The organism is Mycobacterium senriense (genome assembly GCF_019668465.1).
Taxonomy (GTDB): Bacteria; Actinomycetota; Actinomycetes; order Mycobacteriales; family Mycobacteriaceae; genus Mycobacterium; species Mycobacterium senriense.
In genome coordinates this window covers 5,298,960-5,320,130 of sequence record NZ_AP024828.1, presented here as the reverse complement: position 1 = coordinate 5,320,130, position 21,171 = coordinate 5,298,960, and the positions used below count along the sequence as shown (strand labels likewise).

The window sequence follows — 21,171 nt, the reverse complement described above, 5'->3', positions numbered from 1 at the left end:
GAACTGTGGGCCGATCAGACCCCGCCGCACCTGGCCTCCGCCGCCCCCTCCTCCGCCTCCGGAATAGGCCGCGGAGCTTTCACTCTGGCGAACCGGTCACCCGCCGGCACCGCCCGACGCGTGGCACTCGAAATAAGTGCTACGCTGCCTCGCAGTCGACATCCTTTAACGATCCGTCCGGCGAGGCGGAGAAGGAGGTCAAGTTTCGTCATGGGTGCTGCGGGCGACACCGGCTTGGGCAGCGATTCCCGGGAGTTGATGTCGGCGGCCGACGTGGGCCGCACCATTTCCCGCATTGCGCATCAGATCATCGAAAAGACCGCGCTGGACGGTCCCGACGCGCCACGGGTGGTGTTGCTGGGCATCCCGACCCGCGGTGTGATCCTCGCCAATCGGCTCGCCGCCAACATCGGCGAATACAGCGGTGTCCAGGTCGGCCACGGCGCCCTGGACATCACGCTCTACCGCGACGATCTGATGCAGAAGCCGCCGCGACCGCTGGAAGCCACCTCGATTCCGGCCGGCGGCATCGACGACGCGTTGGTGATCCTGGTCGACGACGTCCTGTACTCCGGCCGCTCGGTGCGGTCCGCGCTGGACGCGCTGCGCGACGTGGGCCGGCCGCGGGTGGTGCAGCTGGCGGTGCTGGTCGACCGCGGCCACCGCGAACTGCCCCTGCGCGCCGACTATGTCGGCAAGAACGTCCCCACCTCACGCGGCGAGAGCGTGCACGTGCTGCTGAGCGAGAACGACGGTGACGACGGGGTGGTGATCTCACGATGACGCGCCATCTGCTGGCGGCCGGCGACCTGAGCCGCGATGACGCCACTGCCATCCTCGACGACGCCGACCGGTTCGCCCAGGCGCTGGTGGGTCGCGAGATCAAGAAGCTGCCGACGCTGCGCGGCCGCACCATCGTCACGATGTTCTACGAGAACTCGACCCGCACCCGGGTGTCCTTCGAGGTGGCCGGCAAGTGGATGAGCGCCGACGTGATCAACGTCAGCGCGTCCGGATCGTCGGTGGGCAAGGGGGAGTCGCTGCGCGACACCGCGTTCACGCTGCGCGCCGCGGGCGCCGACGCGCTGATCATCCGGCACCCGGCCTCCGGCGCCGCGCACCTGCTCGCCGACTGGACCGCCGCGAACGACGATGGGCCGTCGGTGATCAACGCCGGCGACGGCACCCACGAGCACCCGACCCAGGCGCTGCTGGACGCGCTGACCATTCGCCAGCGGCTCGGCGGCATCGAGGGCCGTCGCATCGTGATCGTCGGCGACATCCTGCACAGCCGGGTCGCGCGCTCCAACGTCATGCTGCTCGACACCCTGGGTGCCGAGGTGGTCCTGGTCGCGCCGCCCACGCTGCTGCCGGTCGGCGTCGAGGGCTGGCCTGTCACCGTGTCCAACGACTTCGACGCCGAGCTGCCCGCCGCCGACGCGGTGCTGATGCTGCGGGTGCAGGCCGAGCGGATGAACGGCGGGTTCTTTCCCTCGGTGCGCGAATACTCCTCGCTGTACGGGCTTTCCGATCGCCGCCAGGCGATGCTGCCCGGCCATGCCGTGGTGCTGCACCCGGGTCCGATGCTGCGTGGCATGGAGATCGCCTCATCGGTGGCCGACTCATCGCAATCTGCTGTGCTGCAACAGGTTTCCAACGGTGTCCACGTGCGGATGGCGGTGCTGTTCCACGTGCTGGTCGGCACCGAATTAGCCGGGGAAGAGGGTGCGGCGTGAGCGTGCTGCTGCGCGGGGTGCGGTTGTACGGCGACGGTGATCGCGTCGACGTGCTGGTCGACGACGGCCAGATCGCCGACATCGGCCCCGGCTTGGCCGAAGCCGGAGGCGTCGACAAGGACCTGGACGTGATCGACGCCACCGATCAGGTGCTGCTGCCCGGCCTCGTCGACCTGCACACCCATCTGCGCGAACCCGGGCGCGAATACGCCGAGGACATCGAAACCGGCTCGGCCGCAGCGGCTCTGGGTGGCTTCACCGCGGTGTTCGCGATGGCCAACACCAACCCGGTCGCCGACAGCCCGGTGGTCACCGACCACGTGTGGCATCGGGGCCAGCAGGTCGGCCTGGTCGACGTGCACCCGGTGGGCGCCGTCACCGTCGGGCTCGCCGGCAAAGAGCTCACCGAGATGGGCATGATGGCGGCCGGCGCCGCGCAGGTGCGGATGTTCTCCGACGACGGCATCTGCGTGCACGACCCGCTGGTGATGCGCCGCGCCCTGGAATACGCCACCGGTCTGGGCGTGCTCATCGCCCAGCACGCCGAGGAACCACGGCTGACCGTCGGCGCCGTCGCCCACGAGGGGCCCACCGCCGCCCGGCTGGGCCTGGCGGGATGGCCCCGGGCGGCCGAGGAGTCGATCGTCGCCCGCGATGCGCTGCTGGCCCGCGACGCCGGCGCCCGGGTGCACATCTGCCACGCATCCACCGCGGGCACCGTCCAGATCGTGAAATGGGCCAAGGAGCAAGGCATCTCGATCACCACCGAGGTCACCCCGCACCACCTGATGCTCGACGACAGCAGGCTGGCCAGTTACGACGGGCAAAACCGGGTGAACCCGCCGCTGCGCGAAGCGGCCGACGCGGTGGCGCTGCGCCACGCGCTGGCCGACGGCGTCATCGACTGTGTGGCCACCGATCACGCCCCGCATGCCGAGCACGAGAAGTGCGTGGAATTCGCCGCGGCGCGCCCCGGCATGCTGGGGTTGCAGACGGCGCTGTCGATCGTGGTGCAGACGATGGTCACCCCCGGGCTGTTGACCTGGCGGGACGTCGCCCGGGTGATGAGCGAAAACCCCGCCCGCATCGCGGGCCTGCCCGATCACGGCCGGCCGCTGGAGGTGGGGGAGCCGGCCAATCTCACGGTGGTGGATCCCAGCACCTCGTGGACCGTCGCCGGTTCCGACCTGGCCAGCCGGTCGGCCAACACGCCCTACGAGGCGATGACGCTGCCCGCCACCGTGACGGCCACGCTGCTGCGCGGCAAGGTCACCGCCCGAGACGGGAAGTCCCCGGCATGAATTCGGGCACGCTGGTGGGATCGCTGATCTTCGCGGCCGTGGTGGTAATCGTGATCACGGTGGTGATCCAGCTGATGATGCGGACCTGGCAGCGTCGCTCGCGGCAGCAGGCGGAGCTCATCGGGGCGTTGCCCGAGATCCCGGACCAGGTGGGGGCGGCGACCATCACCACCCGCGGCCACTACTGCGGTTCCATGATGGCGCCGGGCTGGAGTGAGCGGATCGCGGCCGGTGACCTGGGTTTCCGCAGCAAAGCGGTGCTGACCCGCTATGCCGGCGGCATCATGGTGGAACGCGTACGCGCGCAACCCATTTGGATCCCTAGGGAATCGATCACGCACATTCGGATGGAGCGCAGAATGACGGGCCGGGTTGGGATTCTGGCGATCCGCTGGCGGCTGGCGTCGGGCGTCGAGATCGACACCGGCTTCCGGGCGAACCACCGTAACGACTATGACGGCTGGCTCGAATCGCAGCATGAGGAGGAGCGGCGCTCGTGACTAAGGCGCAGTTGGTACTCGAGGACGGGCGCGTCTTCACCGGCAGGCCGTTCGGCAAGATCGGCCAAACATTGGGCGAGGCCGTGTTTTCCACCGGCATGTCCGGCTACCAGGAGACGCTGACCGATCCGAGTTATCACCGCCAGATCGTGGTGGCCACCGCGCCGCAGATCGGCAACACCGGCTGGAACGGCGAGGACGCCGAGAGCCGCGGCGACAAGATCTGGGTGGCCGGCTACGCGGTGCGCGATCCGTCGCCGCGCCCGTCCAACTGGCGGTCCACCGGCACCCTGGAGGACGAACTGGTCCGCCAGCACATCGTGGGCATCGCCGGCATCGACACCCGCGCGGTGGTCCGGCATCTGCGCACCCGCGGCTCGATGAAGGCGGGGGTGTTCTCCGGTGACGCGCTCGCCGAAGCGGACGAACTGCTGGCGCGGGTGCGCGGGCAGCGGTCGATGCTGGGGGCGGACCTGGCCGGCGAGGTCAGCACGCCGGACACCTACATCGTGGATCCCGAAGGCGCACCGCGGTTTACGGTGGCCGCGCTGGATCTGGGGATCAAAACCAACACGCCGCGCAACTTCGCCCGCCGCGGCGTCCGCACCCACGTGCTGGCCTCGTCGGCGACCTACGAACAGATCGCCGACCTCAAGCCCGACGGCGTCTTCCTGTCCAACGGCCCCGGCGACCCCGCCACCGCCGACCACATCGTCGCGGTCACCCGCGACGTGCTGGGCGCCGGAATCCCGTTGTTCGGCATCTGCTTCGGCAATCAGATCCTGGGCAGGGCGCTGGGACTGTCCACCTACAAGATGGTGTTCGGCCACCGCGGCATCAACATCCCGGTGATCGACCACGCCACCGGGCGGGTGGCCGTCACCGCCCAGAACCACGGCTTCGCGCTCGAGGGCGAGGCAGGCCAGTCCTTCGACACGCCGTTCGGTTCGGCCGTGGTCAGCCACACCTGCGCCAACGACGGAGTGGTCGAGGGCGTCAAACTCGCAGACGGGCAAGCCTTCTCGGTGCAGTACCACCCGGAGGCCGCGGCCGGACCGCACGATGCGGAGTATCTGTTCGACCAATTCATCGATCTGATGGCAGGGGAGGGCCGCTAGTGCCACGTCGCACCGACCTCAACCACGTGCTGGTGATCGGCTCGGGGCCGATCGTCATCGGTCAGGCCTGCGAGTTCGACTACTCGGGGACCCAGGCCTGCCGGGTGCTGCGCGCGGAGGGGCTGCAGGTCAGCCTGGTCAACTCCAATCCGGCCACCATCATGACCGACCCGGAATACGCCGACCACACCTACGTCGAGCCGATCACCGCAGCGTTCGTGGAGAAGGTGATCGCCCAGCAGGCCGAGCGCGGCAACAAGATCGACGCGCTGCTGGCCACCCTGGGCGGCCAGACCGCGCTGAACACCGCGGTCGCGTTGTACGAGAACGGTGCACTGGAGCGCCACGGCGTCGAGCTCATCGGCGCCGACTTCGACGCCATCCAGCGCGGCGAGGACCGGCAGATGTTCAAGGACATCGTTGCCAAGGTCGGCGGTGAATCCGCCCGCAGCCGAGTGTGTTTCACCATGGACGAGGTCCGTGAGACGGTCGAGGAGCTCGGCTTGCCGGTCGTGGTGCGGCCCAGCTTCACCATGGGCGGCCTGGGTTCGGGGATGGCGCGGTCCGTCGAGGAGGTCGACCGGATGGCCGGCGCCGGGCTGGCCGAAAGCCCCAGCGCCAACGTGCTGATCGAGGAATCGATCTACGGCTGGAAGGAATTCGAGCTCGAGCTGATGCGCGACGGCAACGACAACGTGGTCGTGGTCTGCTCGATCGAGAACTTCGACCCGATGGGCGTGCACACCGGTGACTCGGTCACCGTCGCGCCGGCGATGACGCTGACCGACCGGGAATACCAGCGGATGCGAGACCTGGGCATCGCGATCCTGCGCGAGGTCGGGGTGGACACCGGCGGCTGCAACATCCAGTTCGCGATCAACCCGGTCGACGGCCGGCTGATCGTCATCGAGATGAACCCCCGGGTGTCGCGGTCCAGCGCGCTGGCGTCCAAGGCGACCGGTTTCCCCATCGCCAAGATCGCCGCCAAGCTGGCCATCGGTTACACCCTGGACGAGATCGTCAACGACATCACCAAGGAAACGCCGGCCTGCTTCGAGCCCACCCTGGACTACGTGGTGGTCAAGGCGCCGCGCTTCGCGTTCGAGAAGTTCCCGGGCGCCGATCCGACGCTGACCACCACCATGAAATCCGTCGGCGAGGCTATGTCGTTGGGCCGCAACTTCATTGAGGCGCTCGGCAAGGTGATGCGTTCACTGGAGACCACCCGCGCCGGTTTCTGGACCAAACCCGACCCCGAGGGCGGCGTCGACGAGGTGCTGACCCGGCTGCGGACGCCGACCGAAGGGCGGCTTTATGACATCGAACTGGCGCTGCGGCTGGGCGCGTCGGTGGAGCAGGTGGCCGAGGCCAGCGGCGTGGACCCGTGGTTCGTCGCGCAGATCGGTGAGCTGATCGAGCTGCGCGCGGAGCTGATCGCCGCCCCGGTGCTCGACGCCGACCTGTTGCGTCGCGGCAAGCACAGCGGGCTGTCGGACCGCCAGATCGCCGCGCTGCGGCCCGAACTGGCCGGCGAGAACGGGGTTCGGTCGCTGCGTGAGCGGCTGGGTGTGCACCCGGTGTACAAGACCGTCGACACCTGCGCGGCCGAGTTCGAGGCCAAGACGCCGTATCACTACAGCAGCTACGAGCTGGACCCCGCCGCCGAGACCGAGGTGGTGCCGCAGACACAGCGGCCCAAGGTGCTGATCCTGGGGTCGGGTCCCAACCGCATCGGCCAGGGCATCGAGTTCGACTACAGCTGCGTGCACGCGGCAACGACGTTGTCGCAGGCCGGTTTTGAGACCGTGATGGTCAACTGCAACCCGGAGACGGTGTCCACCGACTACGACACCGCCGACCGGCTGTACTTCGAGCCGCTGACCTTCGAGGACGTCCTCGAGGTGTTCCGTGCCGAGCAGCAGTCCGCCGGCGACGGCCCGGGCGTGGCCGGGGTGATCGTGCAACTGGGCGGCCAGACCCCGCTCGGGCTGGCGCAGCGCCTGGCCGACGCGGGCGTGCCGATCGTCGGCACGCCGCCGGAGGCCATCGACCTGGCCGAGGACCGCGGCGCATTCGGCGACGTGCTCACCGCGGCCGGCCTGCCCGCGCCGAAGTACGGCACCGCAACCACTTTCACCCAGGCCCAGCGGATCGCCGAGGACATCGGCTACCCGGTGCTGGTCCGGCCGTCCTACGTGCTGGGCGGCCGGGGCATGGAGATCGTCTACGACGAGGAGACGCTGCGGGGCTACATCACCCGCGCCACCGAGCTCTCACCCGAGCACCCGGTGCTCGTCGACCGCTTCCTCGAGGACGCGGTGGAGATCGACGTGGACGCGCTGTGTGACGGCACCGAGGTCTACATCGGCGGCATCATGGAGCACATCGAGGAGGCCGGCATCCACTCCGGCGACTCGGCGTGCGCGCTGCCGCCGGTGACGCTGGGCCGCAGCGACATCGAGAAGGTGCGCCGCGCGACCGAGGCCATCGCGCACGGCATCGGCGTGGTGGGCCTGCTCAACGTGCAGTACGCGCTCAAGGACGACGTGCTCTACGTCCTGGAGGCCAACCCGCGCGCCAGCCGCACGGTGCCGTTCGTGTCGAAGGCCACCGCGATCCCGCTCGCCAAGGCGTGCGCCCGGGTCATGTTGGGCGCCAGCATCTCCCAGCTTCGCGAGGAGGGCATGCTGGCGGCGTCCGGCGACGGCGCCCATGCCGCCCAGAACGCCCCGATCGCGGTCAAGGAGGCCGTGCTGCCCTTCCACCGCTTCCGCCGCGCCGACGGGGCCGCCATCGACTCGTTGCTGGGCCCGGAGATGAAATCCACCGGCGAGGTGATGGGCATCGACCGCGACTTCGGCAGCGCCTTCGCCAAGAGCCAGACCGCCGCCTACGGGTCGCTGCCCGCGCAGGGCACCATCTTCGTGTCGGTGGCCAACCGGGACAAGCGCTCGTTGGTGTTCCCCGTCAAGCGGCTGGCCGACCTGGGATTCCGGGTCCTGGCCACCGAGGGAACAGCGGAGATGCTGCGCCGCAACGGGATTCCGTGCGACGAGGTGCGCAAGCATTTCGAGGACCCGCAGCCGGGTCGCCCCGAGACGTCGGCCGTCGACGTCATCAAGGCCGGTGAGGTCGACATGGTGATCAACACGCCCTACGGCAACTCCGGTCCGCGCATCGACGGCTACGAAATCCGTTCGGCCGCGGTGTCGGTCAACATCCCGTGTGTCACCACGGTGCAGGGCGCCTCGGCTGCGGTCCAGGGCATCGAAGCGGGTATCCGCGGCGACATCGGTGTGCGCAGCCTGCAAGAACTGCACAGCCAGATGTCGGACAAAGGGGACCGGTGACCGGGTTCGGCGTCCGGCTGGCGGACGCGAAGGCGCAGCGCGGGCCGCTGTGCGTGGGCATCGACCCGCATCCCGAACTGCTGCGCGCCTGGGACCTGCCCACGACCGCCGACGGCCTGGCGGCGTTCTGCGACATCTGCATCGAGGCGTTTTCCGGATTCGCCGTCGTCAAGCCACAGGTCGCGTTCTTCGAGGCCTACGGCGCCGCGGGATTCGCGGTGCTGGAACGCACCATCGCGGCCCTGCGATCGGTCGGGGTGCTGGTGCTGGCCGACGCCAAACGCGGCGACATCGGCACGACGATGGCGGCCTATGCCGCCGGCTGGGCGGGTGATTCACCGCTGGCCGCCGACGCCGTGACGGCCACCCCGTATCTGGGGTTCGGCTCGCTGCGGCCGCTGCTGGAGACCGCCGCGGCGCACGACCGCGGGGTGTTCGTGCTGGCGGCCACGTCCAACCCCGAGGGCGCCACCGTGCAGCGTGCCGTCTTCGACGGCCGCACGGTGGCCCAGCTGGTCGTCGACCAGGCGGCAGTGGTGAACCGTTCCGCGACCCGATCCGGGCCGGGCTATGTCGGCGTGGTGGTGGGCGCGACGGTGTTGCAGGCGCCCGACCTGCGCGCGCTGGGCGGTCCGGTCCTGGTGCCCGGCCTCGGTGTCCAGGGCGGGCGCCCGGAGGCGCTCGCCGGGCTGGGCGGGGCGGAACCCGGGCAGCTGCTGCCCGCGGTGGCCCGCGAGGTGCTGCGGGCCGGGCCGGGCGTGGCGGAGCTGCGTGCGGCGGCGGATCGCATGCTGGACGCGGTCGCCTACCTGGCGGTGTGAGTGGGCGCCTAGTCCGACGCCACCGCGGTGCTGGGCCGCGCGGTTTCGACGATGACGGTGGTGGCCTTGACGACGGCCACCGCGACGCTGCCTGGACGCAGCTGCAGTTCTTCGGCGGCCTCCGTGCTCATCAGCGACACCACCGTGAACGGGCCGCACTGCATCTCCACCTGGGTCATCACCTTGTCACTGACCACCGAGGTGACCAGCCCGACGAACCGGTTGCGGGCCGAGCTGCCGATGCTGAGCGGGTCCGCCGGCGGGGCGGGCGCATTGGTGCGGGAGAAGCGGGCGAGGTCCTCGCTCGCGATCACCTTGCGGCCGGCGGCGTCGTGACTGACCGCAAGGGTGCCCTGGTTGATCCAGCGCCGCACGGTGTCGTCGCTGACGCCCAGCAGCTCAGCTGCCTGGCGAATTCGCAGGTTGGACACGTCTCGATGGTATCGGATTCCGTGCCTGCGATTAGCTGAAATGTGACCCCGCGGCACCACTACCCCGCAACTACGGAATCAGAATGAGCTTTAGTCCGCGTGTGCGGATTTTAGGCGACATTTCACCCGGATATCGCGGAAGCGAGCACCCGTCATCGCCCGCGCGGGCCCGGCGCGCCGGCCGATCCCGGGCGCCCAACAACGCTGCGGCCCTTGGTGGTTGGCCAGAGTTCACCATTTGTTCAGGCGGGTTGACCTTGATCACGCCCCATATCGTTCGGCCGCGGGGCACGCTCGGATGCCCACCGCCGGACGTGGCGTCGTCGCGACCTTTAAGCCGACCGGGCCGGCCGTTTCGATGACGAATCCCGGCGGTGCCCTCGTTGGTTTGCTGGAGCGATCCACGCGTGACCTGCGGAACGCCGCCCCGGGTGGCCTCCCCGGACCCGGGAGCTCGGCGGACCGTTTTTGGATGCCCGGACGCCCGGATTCGGGGCCACCAGGCCGCCTCGAGGCCCCACGGGGGCGTCAGGACCGGGGGGCGGGCCGAACGGCGGTGTTGGCCTGGCGTTTGACCGGCGATGCGACACGCGCGACACGCCGCAATAAATCCGTGATCCCTCGCACCAGGCGGGACGTCGGTCCACTGGCGGCTTTCCGGGCGGTCCGGCCGCCACGGCCGCCGCCGTCGTCGTGGGATAAAACCGCAGCTAGAGGGCTTGTTGACCAGCCAAAACAGAGCCGGTGCCGACACCCGGACGGCGCTCGGCGCGGCCGTCGTGAACCCCGCCGGAAGTACCGCTTTGGCCGGTCACGCGCCGGTGCATGCTGGGACTTTGCCCCCTTTAGCAGGGGGCCGGGTTAGATTTCGTCAGAAGGCCTGAGTACGGTCGTCTGCGCTGGCAGAAGTACCGGCGAGACAAAATGAGATCGATTGAAATTGATTGATCAGATACGGAGGAATCGTGGCCCTTCCCCAGTTGACCGACGAGCAGCGCGCGGCCGCGTTGGAGAAGGCGGCTGCCGCACGTCGAGCGCGAGCAGAGCTCAAGGACCGCCTGAAGCGTGGCGGCACCAACCTGACCCAGGTCCTCAAGGACGCCGAGACCGATGAAGTCCTGGGCAAGATGAAGGTTTCCGCGCTTCTCGAAGCGTTGCCCAAGGTGGGCAAGGTCAAGGCGCAGGAGATCATGACTGAGCTGGAAATCGCCCCGACCCGCCGTCTGCGTGGTCTCGGCGATCGTCAGCGCAAGGCCCTGCTGGAAAAGTTCGGCTCCTAACCGAGCCGTGGGCGCACCGGCCCAAGGAGCGCCTGTGAGCGCCGGCGGGGGACCGGACGTCCAGCACGGCACACGTCCTGAACCACCAGGTAACGGACGTGTGGTCGTGCTGTCCGGTCCCTCCGCGGTCGGCAAGTCGACTGTGGTCCGATGCCTGCGGGAGCGGGTCCCGGACCTGCATTTCAGCGTCTCGGCCACGACGCGGGCGCCGCGGCCGGGCGAGGTCGACGGCGTCGATTACCACTTCGTCACCCCGGCCCGCTTTCAGCAGCTCATCGACGCGGGGGCGCTGCTGGAGTGGGCCGAAATCCACTCGGGACTGCACCGATCCGGGACCCTGGCCGAGCCGGTCCGGGCCGCCACGGCCCGCGGATTTCCGGTGCTGATCGAGGTCGATCTGGCCGGGGCCCGGGCCGTCAAGAAGGCGATGCCCGAGGCCCTCGCGGTCTTTCTGGCGCCGCCCAGCTGGGAGGACCTCAGGGCCAGGCTCGTCGGCCGCGGCACCGAGACGCCGGAGGTCATGCGGCGGCGGCTGGAGACCGCCCGCATCGAAATGGCGGCCCAAAATGACTTCGACCGGGTGGTCGTGAACAGCGAATTGGAGTCAGCGTGCTCCGAATTGGTATCCTTGCTGGTGGGAACTGCGCCGGGCCGGCATGACCCGTCTGGCCAGACCGCATCCCAGCAAGATTGACCACCGAGATTTTCAGCTTCTTTCAGCGGCTTTCCAGTTCAAGAGCCGCTCCAATCCGCCAGGAGATTGACCTAAGTGAGTATTCCGCAGTCCGACGCGGCATTGGCCGCGGTCCCCGACCGGTTCGATCCGTCCGCCGGGGGACCAGGCGCCTACGACACCCCGCTGGGCATCACCAACCCGCCGATCGACGAGCTGCTGGACCGCGTCTCGAGCAAGTACGCCCTGGTGATCTACGCCGCCAAGCGCGCCCGTCAGATCAACGACTACTACAACCAGCTCGGTGAGGGCATCCTCGAATACGTCGGTCCGCTGGTCGAGCCGGGGCTGCAGGAAAAGCCGCTTTCGATCGCGATGCGCGAGATCCACGGCGACCTCCTAGAGCACACCGAGGGCGAGTAACAGGGCCGGGCCGGGCGCGCTGTGGACAACCGCGATCGGGTCGCGAAGAGAGTAATCGTCGGCGTCTCCGGCGGTATCGCCGCCTATAAGGCGTGCACCGTCGTTCGTCAGCTCGCCGAGGCCGGTCATTCGGTCCGCGTCATCCCGACCGAGTCCGCGCTGCGTTTTGTCGGGGCCGCCACCTTCGAGGCGCTCTCCGGCCAGCCGGTGCGCACCGGCGTCTTCGACGACGTGCCGGAGGTTCCGCACGTCCAGCTGGGCAAGCAGGCCGACCTGGTCGTGGTTGCGCCGGCCACCGCGGACCTGCTGGCCCGCGCCGTACACGGCCGGGCCGACGATCTGCTGACCGCCACCCTGCTGACCGCGCGCTGTCCGGTGCTGTTCGCGCCGGCGATGCACACCGAGATGTGGTTGCACCCGGCCACCGTCGACAACGTCGCCACGCTGCGCCGCCGGGGGGCGGTGGTGCTCGAACCCGCCGCCGGCCGGCTCACCGGGACGGACAGCGGCTCGGGCCGGCTACCGGAGGCCGAGGAGATCACCACGCTGGCTCATCTGCTGCTGGAACGCCACGACGCGCTGCCCTACGACCTCGCCGGCTGCAAGGTGCTGGTGACGGCCGGGGGCACGCGTGAACCGGTCGACCCGGTGCGCTTCATCGGCAACCGCAGCTCCGGCAAGCAGGGCTATGCGGTGGCGCGGGTGGCCGCCCAGCGCGGCGCCGAGGTCACGCTGATCGCCGGGCACACCGCCGGGCTGATCGACCCCGCCGGCGTCGAGGTGGTCCACGTCAGCTCCGCCGAGCAACTGGGCGACGCCGTCGCCAAGCACGCGGCCGAGGCGGACGTGCTGGTGATGGCCGCCGCCGTCGCCGACTTCCGGCCGGCCCGGGTTGCGGCCGCCAAGATCAAAAAGGGCCCGAAGGAGCAAGACCAGCCGCCCACGATCGAGTTGGTCCGCAACGACGACGTGCTGGCGGGTGCGGTACGCGCGCGGAGCAACGGCGAGCTGCCCAACATGCGTGCCATCGTGGGATTCGCCGCCGAGACCGGCGACGCCAACGGGGACGTGCTGTTTCACGCCCGGGCGAAGCTGCGCAACAAGGGCTGCGACCTGTTGGTCGTCAACGCGGTGGGTGACGGCCGGGCCTTCGAGGTGGACAGCAACGACGGCTGGCTGCTGGCGGCCGACGGTACCGAGTCGGCGCTGCAGCACGGCTCCAAGACATTGATGGCCAGTCGTATCGTGGATGCGATCGCCGCGTTCCTGCACGGGGACGGCGGATAGAGCGGTCGAGTTCTTCTCGGCACCGGGGGAGGTGCTGGCCGGGCCGACGCCAACCGATATAATTCGGCTAACTAACTAATTGGAAGGATTGTCATTGTGAGCGAAAAGGGTCGCCTGTTTACCAGTGAGTCGGTGACTGAGGGACATCCCGACAAGATCTGTGACGCGATCAGCGACTCGGTCCTCGACGCCCTCCTGGCGCAGGACCCCCGTTCACGTGTCGCCGTCGAGACGCTGGTCACCACCGGACAGGTGCACGTGGTGGGCGAGGTGACCACGACGGCCAAGGAGGCGTTCGCCGACATCACCAACACGGTTCGCGAGCGCATCCTCGACATCGGCTACGACTCCTCGGACAAGGGCTTCGACGGGAACACGTGTGGGGTCAACATCGGCATCGGGGCGCAGTCACCCGACATCGCCCAGGGCGTCGACACCGCCCACGAGCACCGCGTCGAGGGTGCCGCCGACCCGCTGGACCTGCAGGGCGCCGGCGACCAGGGCCTGATGTTCGGCTACGCGATCAACGACACCCCCGAGCGGATGCCGCTGCCCATCGCGCTGGCCCACCGGCTGTCGCGGAAGCTGACCGAGGTCCGCAAGAACGGCACGCTGCCCTACCTGCGTCCCGACGGCAAGACGCAGGTCACCATCGAGTACGAGGACGACGTTCCGGTCCGCCTAGACACCGTGGTGGTCTCCACTCAGCACGCCGACGGCATCGACCTGGAGAAGACCCTCGATCCCGACATCCGCCAGCACGTGCTCAAGACCGTGCTCGAGGAGCTGGCCCACGACACCCTGGACTCGTCGGCGACCCGGGTGCTGGTCAACCCGACCGGCAAGTTCGTCCTCGGCGGCCCGATGGGCGACGCCGGCCTGACCGGCCGCAAGATCATCGTCGACACCTACGGCGGCTGGGCCCGCCACGGCGGCGGCGCCTTCTCCGGCAAGGATCCGTCCAAGGTGGACCGTTCGGCGGCCTACGCGATGCGCTGGGTGGCCAAGAACATCGTCGCCGCCGGGCTGGCGGAGCGGGTCGAGGTGCAGGTGGCCTACGCCATCGGCAAGGCCGCCCCGGTCGGGTTGTTCATCGAGACCTTCGGCACCGCGACGGTCGACCCGGTCAAGATCGAGAAGATCGTCCCCGAGGTGTTCGACCTGCGGCCCGGCGCGATCATCCGCGACCTGGACCTGCTGCGCCCGATCTACGCGCAGACCGCCGCGTACGGCCACTTCGGTCGCACCGACATCGAGCTGCCGTGGGAGCAGCTCAACAAGGTCGACGACCTCAAACGCGCGATCTAACGCGGCAGGGGGTGATCCGCGTCCAGCGCGGGGAGTCCGTCGATGCTGCGCCGGTTCCGACCGACCAGCCGGCCGTACTGTTCGTCGGTGGCCTTGCGATGGGTGGCGTCTAGCACCGGCCGTTCGTCGACGAGCTCGTAGTAGGGCACCGCGAATCCGCAGGCGTCGGCGATCCGCTCCACGTCGACCACGATGATGGCGCGGACCCCCGCGCGCTGGTCGCCGAAATGCCGCATCAGCTCGGCGAATTCGGTGTGGTCCGGGCGGATCACCCGTCCGGTGCCGAACAGCCGCAGGATCCGCGAGTTGCGGGTGAACGAGCAGAACATGATGGTGATCCGGCCGTTGTCGCGCAGATGGGCGATGGTTTCCACGCCGCTGCCGAACAGATCCAGGTAGGCGACGGTGTGCTCGTCGAGCACCGCGAACGTGTCGCGATACCCCTTGGGGGACAGGTTGATCCGCCCACCGTCGGACGGGGCGGTGGCGACGAAGAATACGGCCTGCTTCCGGATGAAGTCGCGAAGCGACGTGTCGATGCTCTCGAATTCCTTCGCCACGTGTGCAGCGTAGCCGCTAGCGGGTGAACCGGTAGTCGTCCAGGTTGAATCTCCGGCTGCGCCAGTACACCTCCGGGGTGGTGCCCGGCCGCAGCGGAACGTCACCGTTCTTGTCGAAGTAGTAGCTGTTGGCAAGCCGGCAGCTGTCCTGCCAGAAGATCTGCCGCGGCCGCCGGCGCATCATCTCGGCGAAGTAGCGGTCGTTGGCCTCCTGGCTCACCTCGACGCGGGTCGAACCGATGCGCTTGGCCCGCTTGAGGCAGCGCACGATGTGATGCGTTTGCGCCTCGATCAGCGCGAAATACGAAGAGCCGACGTAACCGTACGGGCCGAACACGGTGAACAGGTTGGGAAATCCCGGCACGGTGACGCCCTCGTAGGCCTGCAGCCGGTGCTCGTCCCAGAAGCGGCTCAACGATTTTCCGCCGCTCCCGGTCACGGCGAAGGTCGGCACGTTGTCGGGGTCCATCACCTTGAAACCGGTCGCCAGGATCAGCACGTCGATCTCGTGGTTCTCACCGTCGGTGGTGGCCACCGCGTCGGGCGTGATCTTGTCGATCGGTTCGGTGACCAGCCGGACGTTGTCGCGGTTGAATGTGGCGAGGTAGCCGTTGTGGAAGCCGGGGCGTTTGCAGCCGACGGCGTACTGCGGGGTGAGCTGCTCGCGCACCACCGGATCCCGAACCTGTTGCCGCAGATACGATTTCCCCAACGAGGCCATCCTCTTGGCCAGCGGGAGGACCGTGAAGTAGTGCGCCGAGATGGGGAAGGTGAGCTCCACGTAGGCCTGGCTGAGCAGGCGCTGCAGGAACTTGCCGCCGGGAATTCGCATCGCCCAACGCGCGGGCGCGGGCAGCGGGACGTCGAGCTTGGGGAAGCACCAGATAGGGGTGCGCTGAAATACGGTGAGCGACGACACGATTGGCGCAATCTCGGGAATCACCTGCACGGCCGAAGCGCCGGTGCCGATCACCGCGACGCGCTTGCCGCGCAGATCCTGGTTGTGGTCCCACCGCGCGGTGTGCATGGTGATGCCGCCGAACGAGTCGACGCCGTCGATATCGGGCAGATTGGGCACCGTCAGGACGCCGCAGGCGCTGACCAAAAACCTCGCCGTGACCTCACCCGCCGGGTCGGTCTGCACCCGCCACAGGCCGCGCTCGTCGTCGAACTCGGCGGCTTGCACCTTGGTGTTGAACCGGATTCGGGAACGGATGCCGTATTTGTCCGCGCAGTGTTCGGCATAGGCCTTGAGCTCACGGCCGGGCGCGTAGGTGCGCGACCAGTGCCGGCTCTGCTCGAAGGAGAACTGGTAGGAGAACGACGGAATATCCACGGCGATACCGGGATAGGTGTTCCAGTGCCAGGTGCCGCCGACTCCGTCGCCCGCCTCGATCACCAGGTAATCGGGCAGCCCCGCCCTGTCCAGGTTGATCGCCGCACCGATGCCGGAGAACCCGGCGCCGATGATCAGCGTGTGATAGTCGGGGGTTTCGTCTTCGTTCGGGACCATCGTTGCCTGCCTAGGGGTGCAGCGCCTTGTGCAGAGCCGTCAGGCCGCGCTCGGTGGCCTCCGCGGCGGCGGGTATCGCCAGGGCGAAACTGACGAATCCGTGCACGAGGGTGGGCTCGTTGCTCAGCCCCACCGGCACGCCGGCGGCGCCCAGCAGCTCGGCGTAGCGGGCCCCGTCATCGCGCAGCGGATCATGTTCGGCGGTGCCGATGTAGGCGGGCGCCAGCCCGGACAGGTCCGCGGCGTTCGCGGGGGCCATGGTGGTCGGCAGCGACTTCGGGTCGGTGATATCGAGGTCGGGCACGTACCAGGACAGGAACGCGTCGATGACCTCACGGTTCAGGATCGGCGCCTCGGCGTTGTCGGTGTACGCCGGCAGGGACTGATCCGCGGTGACCGTCGGGTACCACAGCAACTGGAAGCGCAGCGCCGGGCCGCCGTTGTCGCGGGCCAGCAGCGCCGTCACCGCCGCGAGGTTGCCACCCGCCGAGTCGCCGGCCACGGCGATGTTGCCGGGGTCGCCGCCGAGCTCGGCCGCGTTCTCGGCGACCCATTGCAGGGCCGCCCAGCAGTCGTCCACGCCGGCCGGGAACGGATGCTCGGGGGCCAGCCGGTAGCCGACGGACACCACGATGGCCTCGGCGCCGACGGCGTGCGCGCGGGCGACCGGGTCGTGGGTGTCCAGGTCGCCCAGGCAAAAGCCGCCGCCGTGGTAGAAGACGACCACGGGCAGCGGGCGCGCCTCGCTGTCGGGCCAGTAGATGCGCACCGGGATGTCGGTGCGCTCGCCGTGGGCGATCGTGCGGTTCTCGATCCGCAGGTCCGGCAGCATTTTCGGCGGCACTTTGAGCAGCCGGAGCCGCGAGCGGGCGACCTCGACACCGTCGGCCTCGCGGAAGGTCATCGGGAAGGCGTCGAGCAACGACTTGAACGTCGGGTCGATCCCGGGCCGGGCGGTGGTCGGCTCGTTCATGCGTTCACCGTACGCCGCAGGGTCACCGGTGCAGGGCGGTTCGCAGCGCGGCCAGTCCGCCCTCGAGGGCCGCGGTGGCTGCGGGAACCACGCCGGCATAGCCCAGGTAGCCGTGTACCAGCGTCTCGGCGTTGTGCACCCGGGCGTCGACGCCTGCGGCGGTCAGCAATTCGCCGTAGCGGATGCCGTCGTCGCGCAGCGGGTCGTATCCGGCGACGGCGATGTAGGCCGGCGCCAGGTTGCTCAGATCCTTCGCCCGACCCGGCGCCATGTCCGACGGCGGATCCGACATGTCGACTTCGCCCGCGTACCAACGAGAGAACTCCGCGACGGCCCTGACGTCCAGGATCGGTGCGGTGGCGTTCTCGGTGAACGACGGCAGCGACGCGTCCCACATGGTCGACGGATACCACAGCAGCTGGAACACGATCGGTGGGGCGGCGTTGTCCCGCGCCCGCTGCGCCACCGCGGCGGAGATGGTGCCGCCGGCCGAATCCCCGGCGAGGGCGATCCGGTTCGGGTCGCCGTGCAGTCCGGCGACGTTCTCGGCGACCCAAAGCGTTGCGGCCCAAGCGTCTTCGACCGCGGCGGGGTAGGGGTGCTCGGGGGCCAGTCGGTAGTCGACGGACACCACGATCGCGTCGGCGCCGACCGCGTGCTGACGGGCCGTGCCGTCGTGGGTGTCGAGGTCGCCGATGACGAACCCGCCGCCGTGGAAATACAGCACGACGGGCGCCTTGGTGTCAGCCGAGCGGGCTTCGGAATGGCTTGGCGGCCAATAGATCCGGATCGCGATGGCGCCCGCGGGCCCGGGAATCGTGCGGTCCTCGACCCGCAGCTCGGGATGCAGCGGCCGGCGCGGCAGGTCGCGGAACCGCTGCCTTGCCGCGTCGATTCCGTCCTCAGTTGATAGCCGAAAGGGAACCGCATCCAGTACCTTCTGCAGGATGGGGTCGATAGCGGGTTTCTCGTCGGCTGTGTTATCCAAGCTGGGCATGGACGTACCGTACGCACCTCGTCTGGTGGCCGGCGCCTGGGTGGTGGCCGGCTGGGTGGCTCTCGGCTACGGCATCTACCTGACCGTGCTGGCGCTGCGCTCGCCGCCCGGAATCGAGTTGACCGGGCACTGGGTGCTGCAGCCTGCGTTCAAGGCCTCGATGGCGTTGCTGCTGACGCTGGCCGCGGCCGGGCACGCCTACGTCCGCGAGCGGCGGTGGCTGATGCTGGCGCTGCTGCTCTCGGCCATCGGCGACTGGGTGCTGGCGATCCCGTGGTGGACGCTGTCCTTCGTGGTGGGTCTGGCGGCATTCCTGTTGGCGCACTTGTGTTTTCTGGCCGCGCTGCTGCCACTGGTGCCGGCGTTCTCGAAGGATGCGCCGCCGTCGACGGCACGCATCGTTGCGGTGGTCCTGATGTGTGCCGCGTCGATCGCGCTGCTGGCCTGGTTCTGGCCGCACCTGGGCGCGGAGAAGCTGACGCTTCCGGTGACGGTCTACATCGTGGTGCTAACCGCGATGGTGTGCACGGCCCTGCTGGCGAAACTGCCTACGATCTGGACGGCGGTGGGGGCGGTGTGTTTCGCGGCCTCGGACTCGATGATCGCCATCGCACGCTTCATCCTGGGCAATGAGGCGCTGGCGGTGCCGATCTGGTGGTCGTATGCGGCGGCCCAGATCCTGATCACGGCCGGGTTCTTCTTCGGCCGCGAGCTTCCCGCCGACGCCGCCGGGGACGCCCCGGCGCCCGCCGAGGGCTGATTGTCGCCCCTGCCCGGTACGCTGCGGACCGGACGGTTAACACATTGGATGACAACATGATTCGCGGCCCGGGGACGCGGTGAGTCCGAGCGCGCGCACGCCCGTCGAGGTGGAGCCCATCGCCCGGGTGCTGCCGATGCTGTCGGTGCCGCATCTGGATCGGGAGTTCGACTACCTGGTGTCGGCCGAGCAGTCCGATGACGCCCAGCCCGGGGTGCGGGTGCGGGTGCGCTTCCACGGGCGGCTGGTCGACGGCTTCGTGCTGGAGCGCCGCAACGACACCGACCATTCCGGAAAGCTGGGCTGGCTGGATCGCGTCGTGTCGGCCGAGCCGGTGCTCACCCCGGAGATCCGCCGGCTGGTCGACGCGGTGGCCGCGCACTACGCCGGCACCCGGCCCGACGTGTTGCGCCTGGCCGTGCCGGCCCGGCACGCCCGGGTGGAACGGGAAGCCCTGGTCAGCCGCGATGCGGCGGTCCCGGAGCCCGTCGACCCGTCGGGCTGGGACGGTTACGGCCGGGGCGCACAGTTCCTGGCCGCGCTGGCCGAATCGCGGGCCGCCCGGGCCGTCTGGCAGGCGCTGCCGGGCGAGTCCTGGACGGACCGGTTCACCGAGGCCGCCGCGCAAACGGTGCGCACCGGCCGCTCGGTGCTGGCGATCGTTCCCGACCAGCGCGACCTAGACGCGCTGTGGCAGGCCGCGACGGCGCGGATCGACGAGGGCAGCGTGGTGGCCCTGTCGGCCGGCCTGGGGCCGGCGGCCCGGTACCGGCGCTGGCTGGCCGCGCTGCGCGGCTCCGCGCGGTTGGTGATCGGCACGCGCAGTGCGGTGTTCGCGCCGCTGAGCGATCTCGGGCTGGTCATGGTGTGGGCCGACGCCGATGACAGCCTGGCCGAGCCGCGGGCGCCGTACCCGCACGCCCGCGAGGTGGCGATGCTGCGCGCGCATCAGGCCCGGTGCGCGGCCCTGATCGGCGGCTACGCGCGTACCGCCGAAGCCCACGCGCTGGTGCGCAGCGGCTGGGCCCACGACATCGTCGCGGCGCGGCCGGTGGTGCGGGCCCGCACGCCGCGGGTGATCGCCCTGGACGACACCGGCTACGCCGACGAGCGGGACCCGGCGGCGCGTACGGCGCGCATCCCGTCCATCGCGCTGCGCGCCGCCCGTTCGGCGCTGCAGGCCGGGGCGCCGGTGCTGGTGCAGGTGCCGCGACGGGGGTACCTCCCGTCGCTGGCCTGCGCGCGGTGCCGCGCGATCGCCCGGTGCCGGCACTGCACGGGCCCGCTGTCGTTGCAGGAGGGCGGCGCGGCGCTGCTGTGCCGCTGGTGCGGCCGCGTCGACCCGACGCGCCGGTGCGCGCGCTGCGGGTCGGACGCGGTGCGGGCCGTCGTCGTCGGGGCGCGCCGCACCGCCGAAGAACTCGGCCGCGCGTTTCCCGGCACGGCGGTGATCACGTCGTCGGGTGACGGCGTGGTGGCCGAGGTCGCGGCCGGCCCGGCACTGGTGGTGGCCACCCCGGGTGCCGAGCCGCAGGCGTCCGGGGGTTATGGCGCGGCGCTGCTGCTGGACACCTGGGCGCTGCTGGGCCGCCAAGACCTGCGCGCGGCCGAGGACGCGCTGTGGCGGTGGATGACCGCTGCCGCGCTGGTGCGTGCCCGCGGCGATGGCGGCGTGGTGATGGTGGTCGCCGAATCTTCGCTTCCCACAGTGCAATCGCTGATCCGCTGGGATCCGGTGGGGCATGCGGAGGCCGAAGTGACGGCACGGGCCGAGGTCGGCCTGCCGCCCAGCGTGCACATGGCCGCCGTCGACGGGACGGCCGGCGCCGTGACCGCGCTGCTCGACGAGGCCCGGTTGTCCGACCAGGAGTCCTTCCAAGCGGATTTGCTTGGGCCGGTGGACCTTCCGGCCGGCGTGCGCCGCCCGGCCGGAACTCCGGCCGGTGCGCCGGTGACGCGGATGCTGGTGCGCGTGCCCCGTCAGCAGGGCCTGGCGCTGGCGGCGGCGCTGCGGCGCGGCGTCGGTGTGCTCAGCGCCCGGCAGACCCATGAGCCGGCCCGGGTGCAGATCGACCCGTTGCACATCGGCTAACCTTCACGAACTATTACCCTAGGCGACAATATGCGCGTGCAATAATCT

19 protein-coding genes are annotated in these 21,171 nt (G+C 69.7%); 14 read left to right on the top strand and 5 right to left on the bottom strand.

From position 1 onward, the window contains the following. The first annotated feature begins 210 nt into the window (after positions 1 to 210). Genes pyrR through pyrF form a run of 7 tightly spaced genes read left to right on the top strand, consistent with a single transcriptional unit; the run spans position 211 to position 8,826 of the window. A complete protein-coding gene (pyrR, locus tag MTY59_RS24635; protein ID WP_221043468.1) occupies positions 211 to 783 on the top strand; it encodes a bifunctional pyr operon transcriptional regulator/uracil phosphoribosyltransferase PyrR in 573 nt (190 codons plus the stop codon). After that, the gene (locus MTY59_RS24630) at positions 780 to 1,736 is read left to right on the top strand and encodes an aspartate carbamoyltransferase catalytic subunit (RefSeq protein ID WP_221043467.1); all 957 of its coding nucleotides are present in this window, start codon (positions 780 to 782) and stop codon (positions 1,734 to 1,736) included. The genes pyrR and MTY59_RS24630 overlap by 4 nt, the downstream gene beginning before the upstream one ends. Then, complete coding sequence (locus MTY59_RS24625) at positions 1,733 to 3,037, top strand: dihydroorotase (RefSeq protein ID WP_221043466.1); 1,305 nt, start codon at positions 1,733 to 1,735, stop codon at positions 3,035 to 3,037. The genes MTY59_RS24630 and MTY59_RS24625 overlap by 4 nt, the downstream gene beginning before the upstream one ends. Continuing rightward, positions 3,034 to 3,537, top strand: coding sequence for a PH-like domain-containing protein (locus MTY59_RS24620; RefSeq protein ID WP_221043465.1), 504 nt, complete (start codon positions 3,034 to 3,036; stop codon positions 3,535 to 3,537). Before MTY59_RS24625 ends, MTY59_RS24620 begins: the two co-directional genes overlap by 4 nt. Further along, on the top strand, positions 3,534 to 4,655 hold the full coding sequence (gene carA / locus MTY59_RS24615) for a glutamine-hydrolyzing carbamoyl-phosphate synthase small subunit (RefSeq protein WP_221043464.1): 1,122 nt from the start codon (positions 3,534 to 3,536) through the stop codon (positions 4,653 to 4,655). The genes MTY59_RS24620 and carA overlap by 4 nt, the downstream gene beginning before the upstream one ends. After that, positions 4,655 to 8,005: a carbamoyl-phosphate synthase large subunit gene (carB, locus tag MTY59_RS24610; protein ID WP_221043463.1), complete on the top strand. Its 3,351-nt coding sequence runs from the start codon at positions 4,655 to 4,657 to the stop codon at positions 8,003 to 8,005. Before carA ends, carB begins: the two co-directional genes overlap by 1 nt. Next, positions 8,002 to 8,826, top strand: coding sequence for an orotidine-5'-phosphate decarboxylase (gene pyrF / locus MTY59_RS24605; RefSeq protein WP_221043462.1), 825 nt, complete (start codon positions 8,002 to 8,004; stop codon positions 8,824 to 8,826). The genes carB and pyrF overlap by 4 nt, the downstream gene beginning before the upstream one ends. An 8-nt stretch (positions 8,827 to 8,834) precedes the next feature. Here the strand turns inward: pyrF and MTY59_RS24600 are convergent, their stop codons facing one another. After that, positions 8,835 to 9,257 (bottom strand): TOBE domain-containing protein, encoded by a 423-nt coding sequence (locus MTY59_RS24600; RefSeq protein WP_066861659.1) that lies wholly within the window; start codon positions 9,255 to 9,257, stop codon positions 8,835 to 8,837. Positions 9,258 to 10,222: 965 nt separating this feature from the next. Here MTY59_RS24600 and mihF point away from each other — a divergent pair. The 5 genes from mihF (at position 10,223) to metK (ending at position 14,228) form a co-directional block, all read left to right on the top strand. Beyond that, a complete protein-coding gene (gene mihF, locus MTY59_RS24595) occupies positions 10,223 to 10,537 on the top strand; it encodes an integration host factor, actinobacterial type (protein WP_007171927.1) in 315 nt (104 codons plus the stop codon). A 34-nt stretch (positions 10,538 to 10,571) separates the two neighbouring features. Then, positions 10,572 to 11,231 carry a guanylate kinase gene (gmk, locus tag MTY59_RS24590; RefSeq protein ID WP_221043461.1) on the top strand — a complete coding sequence of 220 codons (660 nt, stop codon included), beginning with the start codon at positions 10,572 to 10,574 and terminating at the stop codon, positions 11,229 to 11,231. A gap of 75 nt (positions 11,232 to 11,306) precedes the next feature. Beyond that, positions 11,307 to 11,633, top strand: a complete 327-nt coding sequence (gene rpoZ, locus MTY59_RS24585; RefSeq protein ID WP_007774376.1) for a DNA-directed RNA polymerase subunit omega — start codon at positions 11,307 to 11,309, stop codon at positions 11,631 to 11,633. Between the two features lie 21 nt (positions 11,634 to 11,654). Further along, positions 11,655 to 12,920, top strand: coding sequence for a bifunctional phosphopantothenoylcysteine decarboxylase/phosphopantothenate--cysteine ligase CoaBC (gene coaBC / locus MTY59_RS24580; protein ID WP_221043460.1), 1,266 nt, complete (start codon positions 11,655 to 11,657; stop codon positions 12,918 to 12,920). Positions 12,921 to 13,016: 96 nt separating this feature from the next. After that, positions 13,017 to 14,228: a methionine adenosyltransferase gene (gene metK, locus MTY59_RS24575; RefSeq protein WP_221043459.1), complete on the top strand. Its 1,212-nt coding sequence runs from the start codon at positions 13,017 to 13,019 to the stop codon at positions 14,226 to 14,228. On the opposite strand, the gene MTY59_RS24570 is transcribed toward metK, so the two are convergent. From MTY59_RS24570 to MTY59_RS24555, 4 genes are read right to left on the bottom strand one after another with little or no spacing between them, the layout of a single operon-like run. Continuing rightward, a complete protein-coding gene (locus MTY59_RS24570) occupies positions 14,225 to 14,788 on the bottom strand; it encodes a pyridoxamine 5'-phosphate oxidase family protein (RefSeq protein ID WP_221043458.1) in 564 nt (187 codons plus the stop codon). The genes metK and MTY59_RS24570 overlap by 4 nt on opposite strands. Positions 14,789 to 14,804: 16 nt before the next feature. Next, complete coding sequence (locus tag MTY59_RS24565; protein WP_221043457.1) at positions 14,805 to 16,301, bottom strand: flavin-containing monooxygenase; 1,497 nt, start codon at positions 16,299 to 16,301, stop codon at positions 14,805 to 14,807. Between the two features lie 10 nt (positions 16,302 to 16,311). Next, a complete protein-coding gene (locus MTY59_RS24560) occupies positions 16,312 to 17,274 on the bottom strand; it encodes an alpha/beta hydrolase (protein WP_221043456.1) in 963 nt (320 codons plus the stop codon). Positions 17,275 to 17,296: 22 nt separating this feature from the next. Next, positions 17,297 to 18,271: an alpha/beta hydrolase gene (locus tag MTY59_RS24555; protein WP_221043455.1), complete on the bottom strand. Its 975-nt coding sequence runs from the start codon at positions 18,269 to 18,271 to the stop codon at positions 17,297 to 17,299. On the opposite strand from MTY59_RS24555, the gene MTY59_RS24550 reads away from it, so the two are divergent. Next, complete coding sequence (locus tag MTY59_RS24550) at positions 18,270 to 19,031, top strand: lysoplasmalogenase (protein WP_221043454.1); 762 nt, start codon at positions 18,270 to 18,272, stop codon at positions 19,029 to 19,031. The two genes, MTY59_RS24555 and MTY59_RS24550, sit on opposite strands and share 2 nt — an antisense overlap. 79 nt (positions 19,032 to 19,110) lie before the next feature. Next, positions 19,111 to 21,123, top strand: coding sequence for a primosomal protein N' (locus tag MTY59_RS24545; RefSeq protein WP_221043453.1), 2,013 nt, complete (start codon positions 19,111 to 19,113; stop codon positions 21,121 to 21,123). The last annotated feature ends 48 nt before the right edge of the window (positions 21,124 to 21,171 follow it).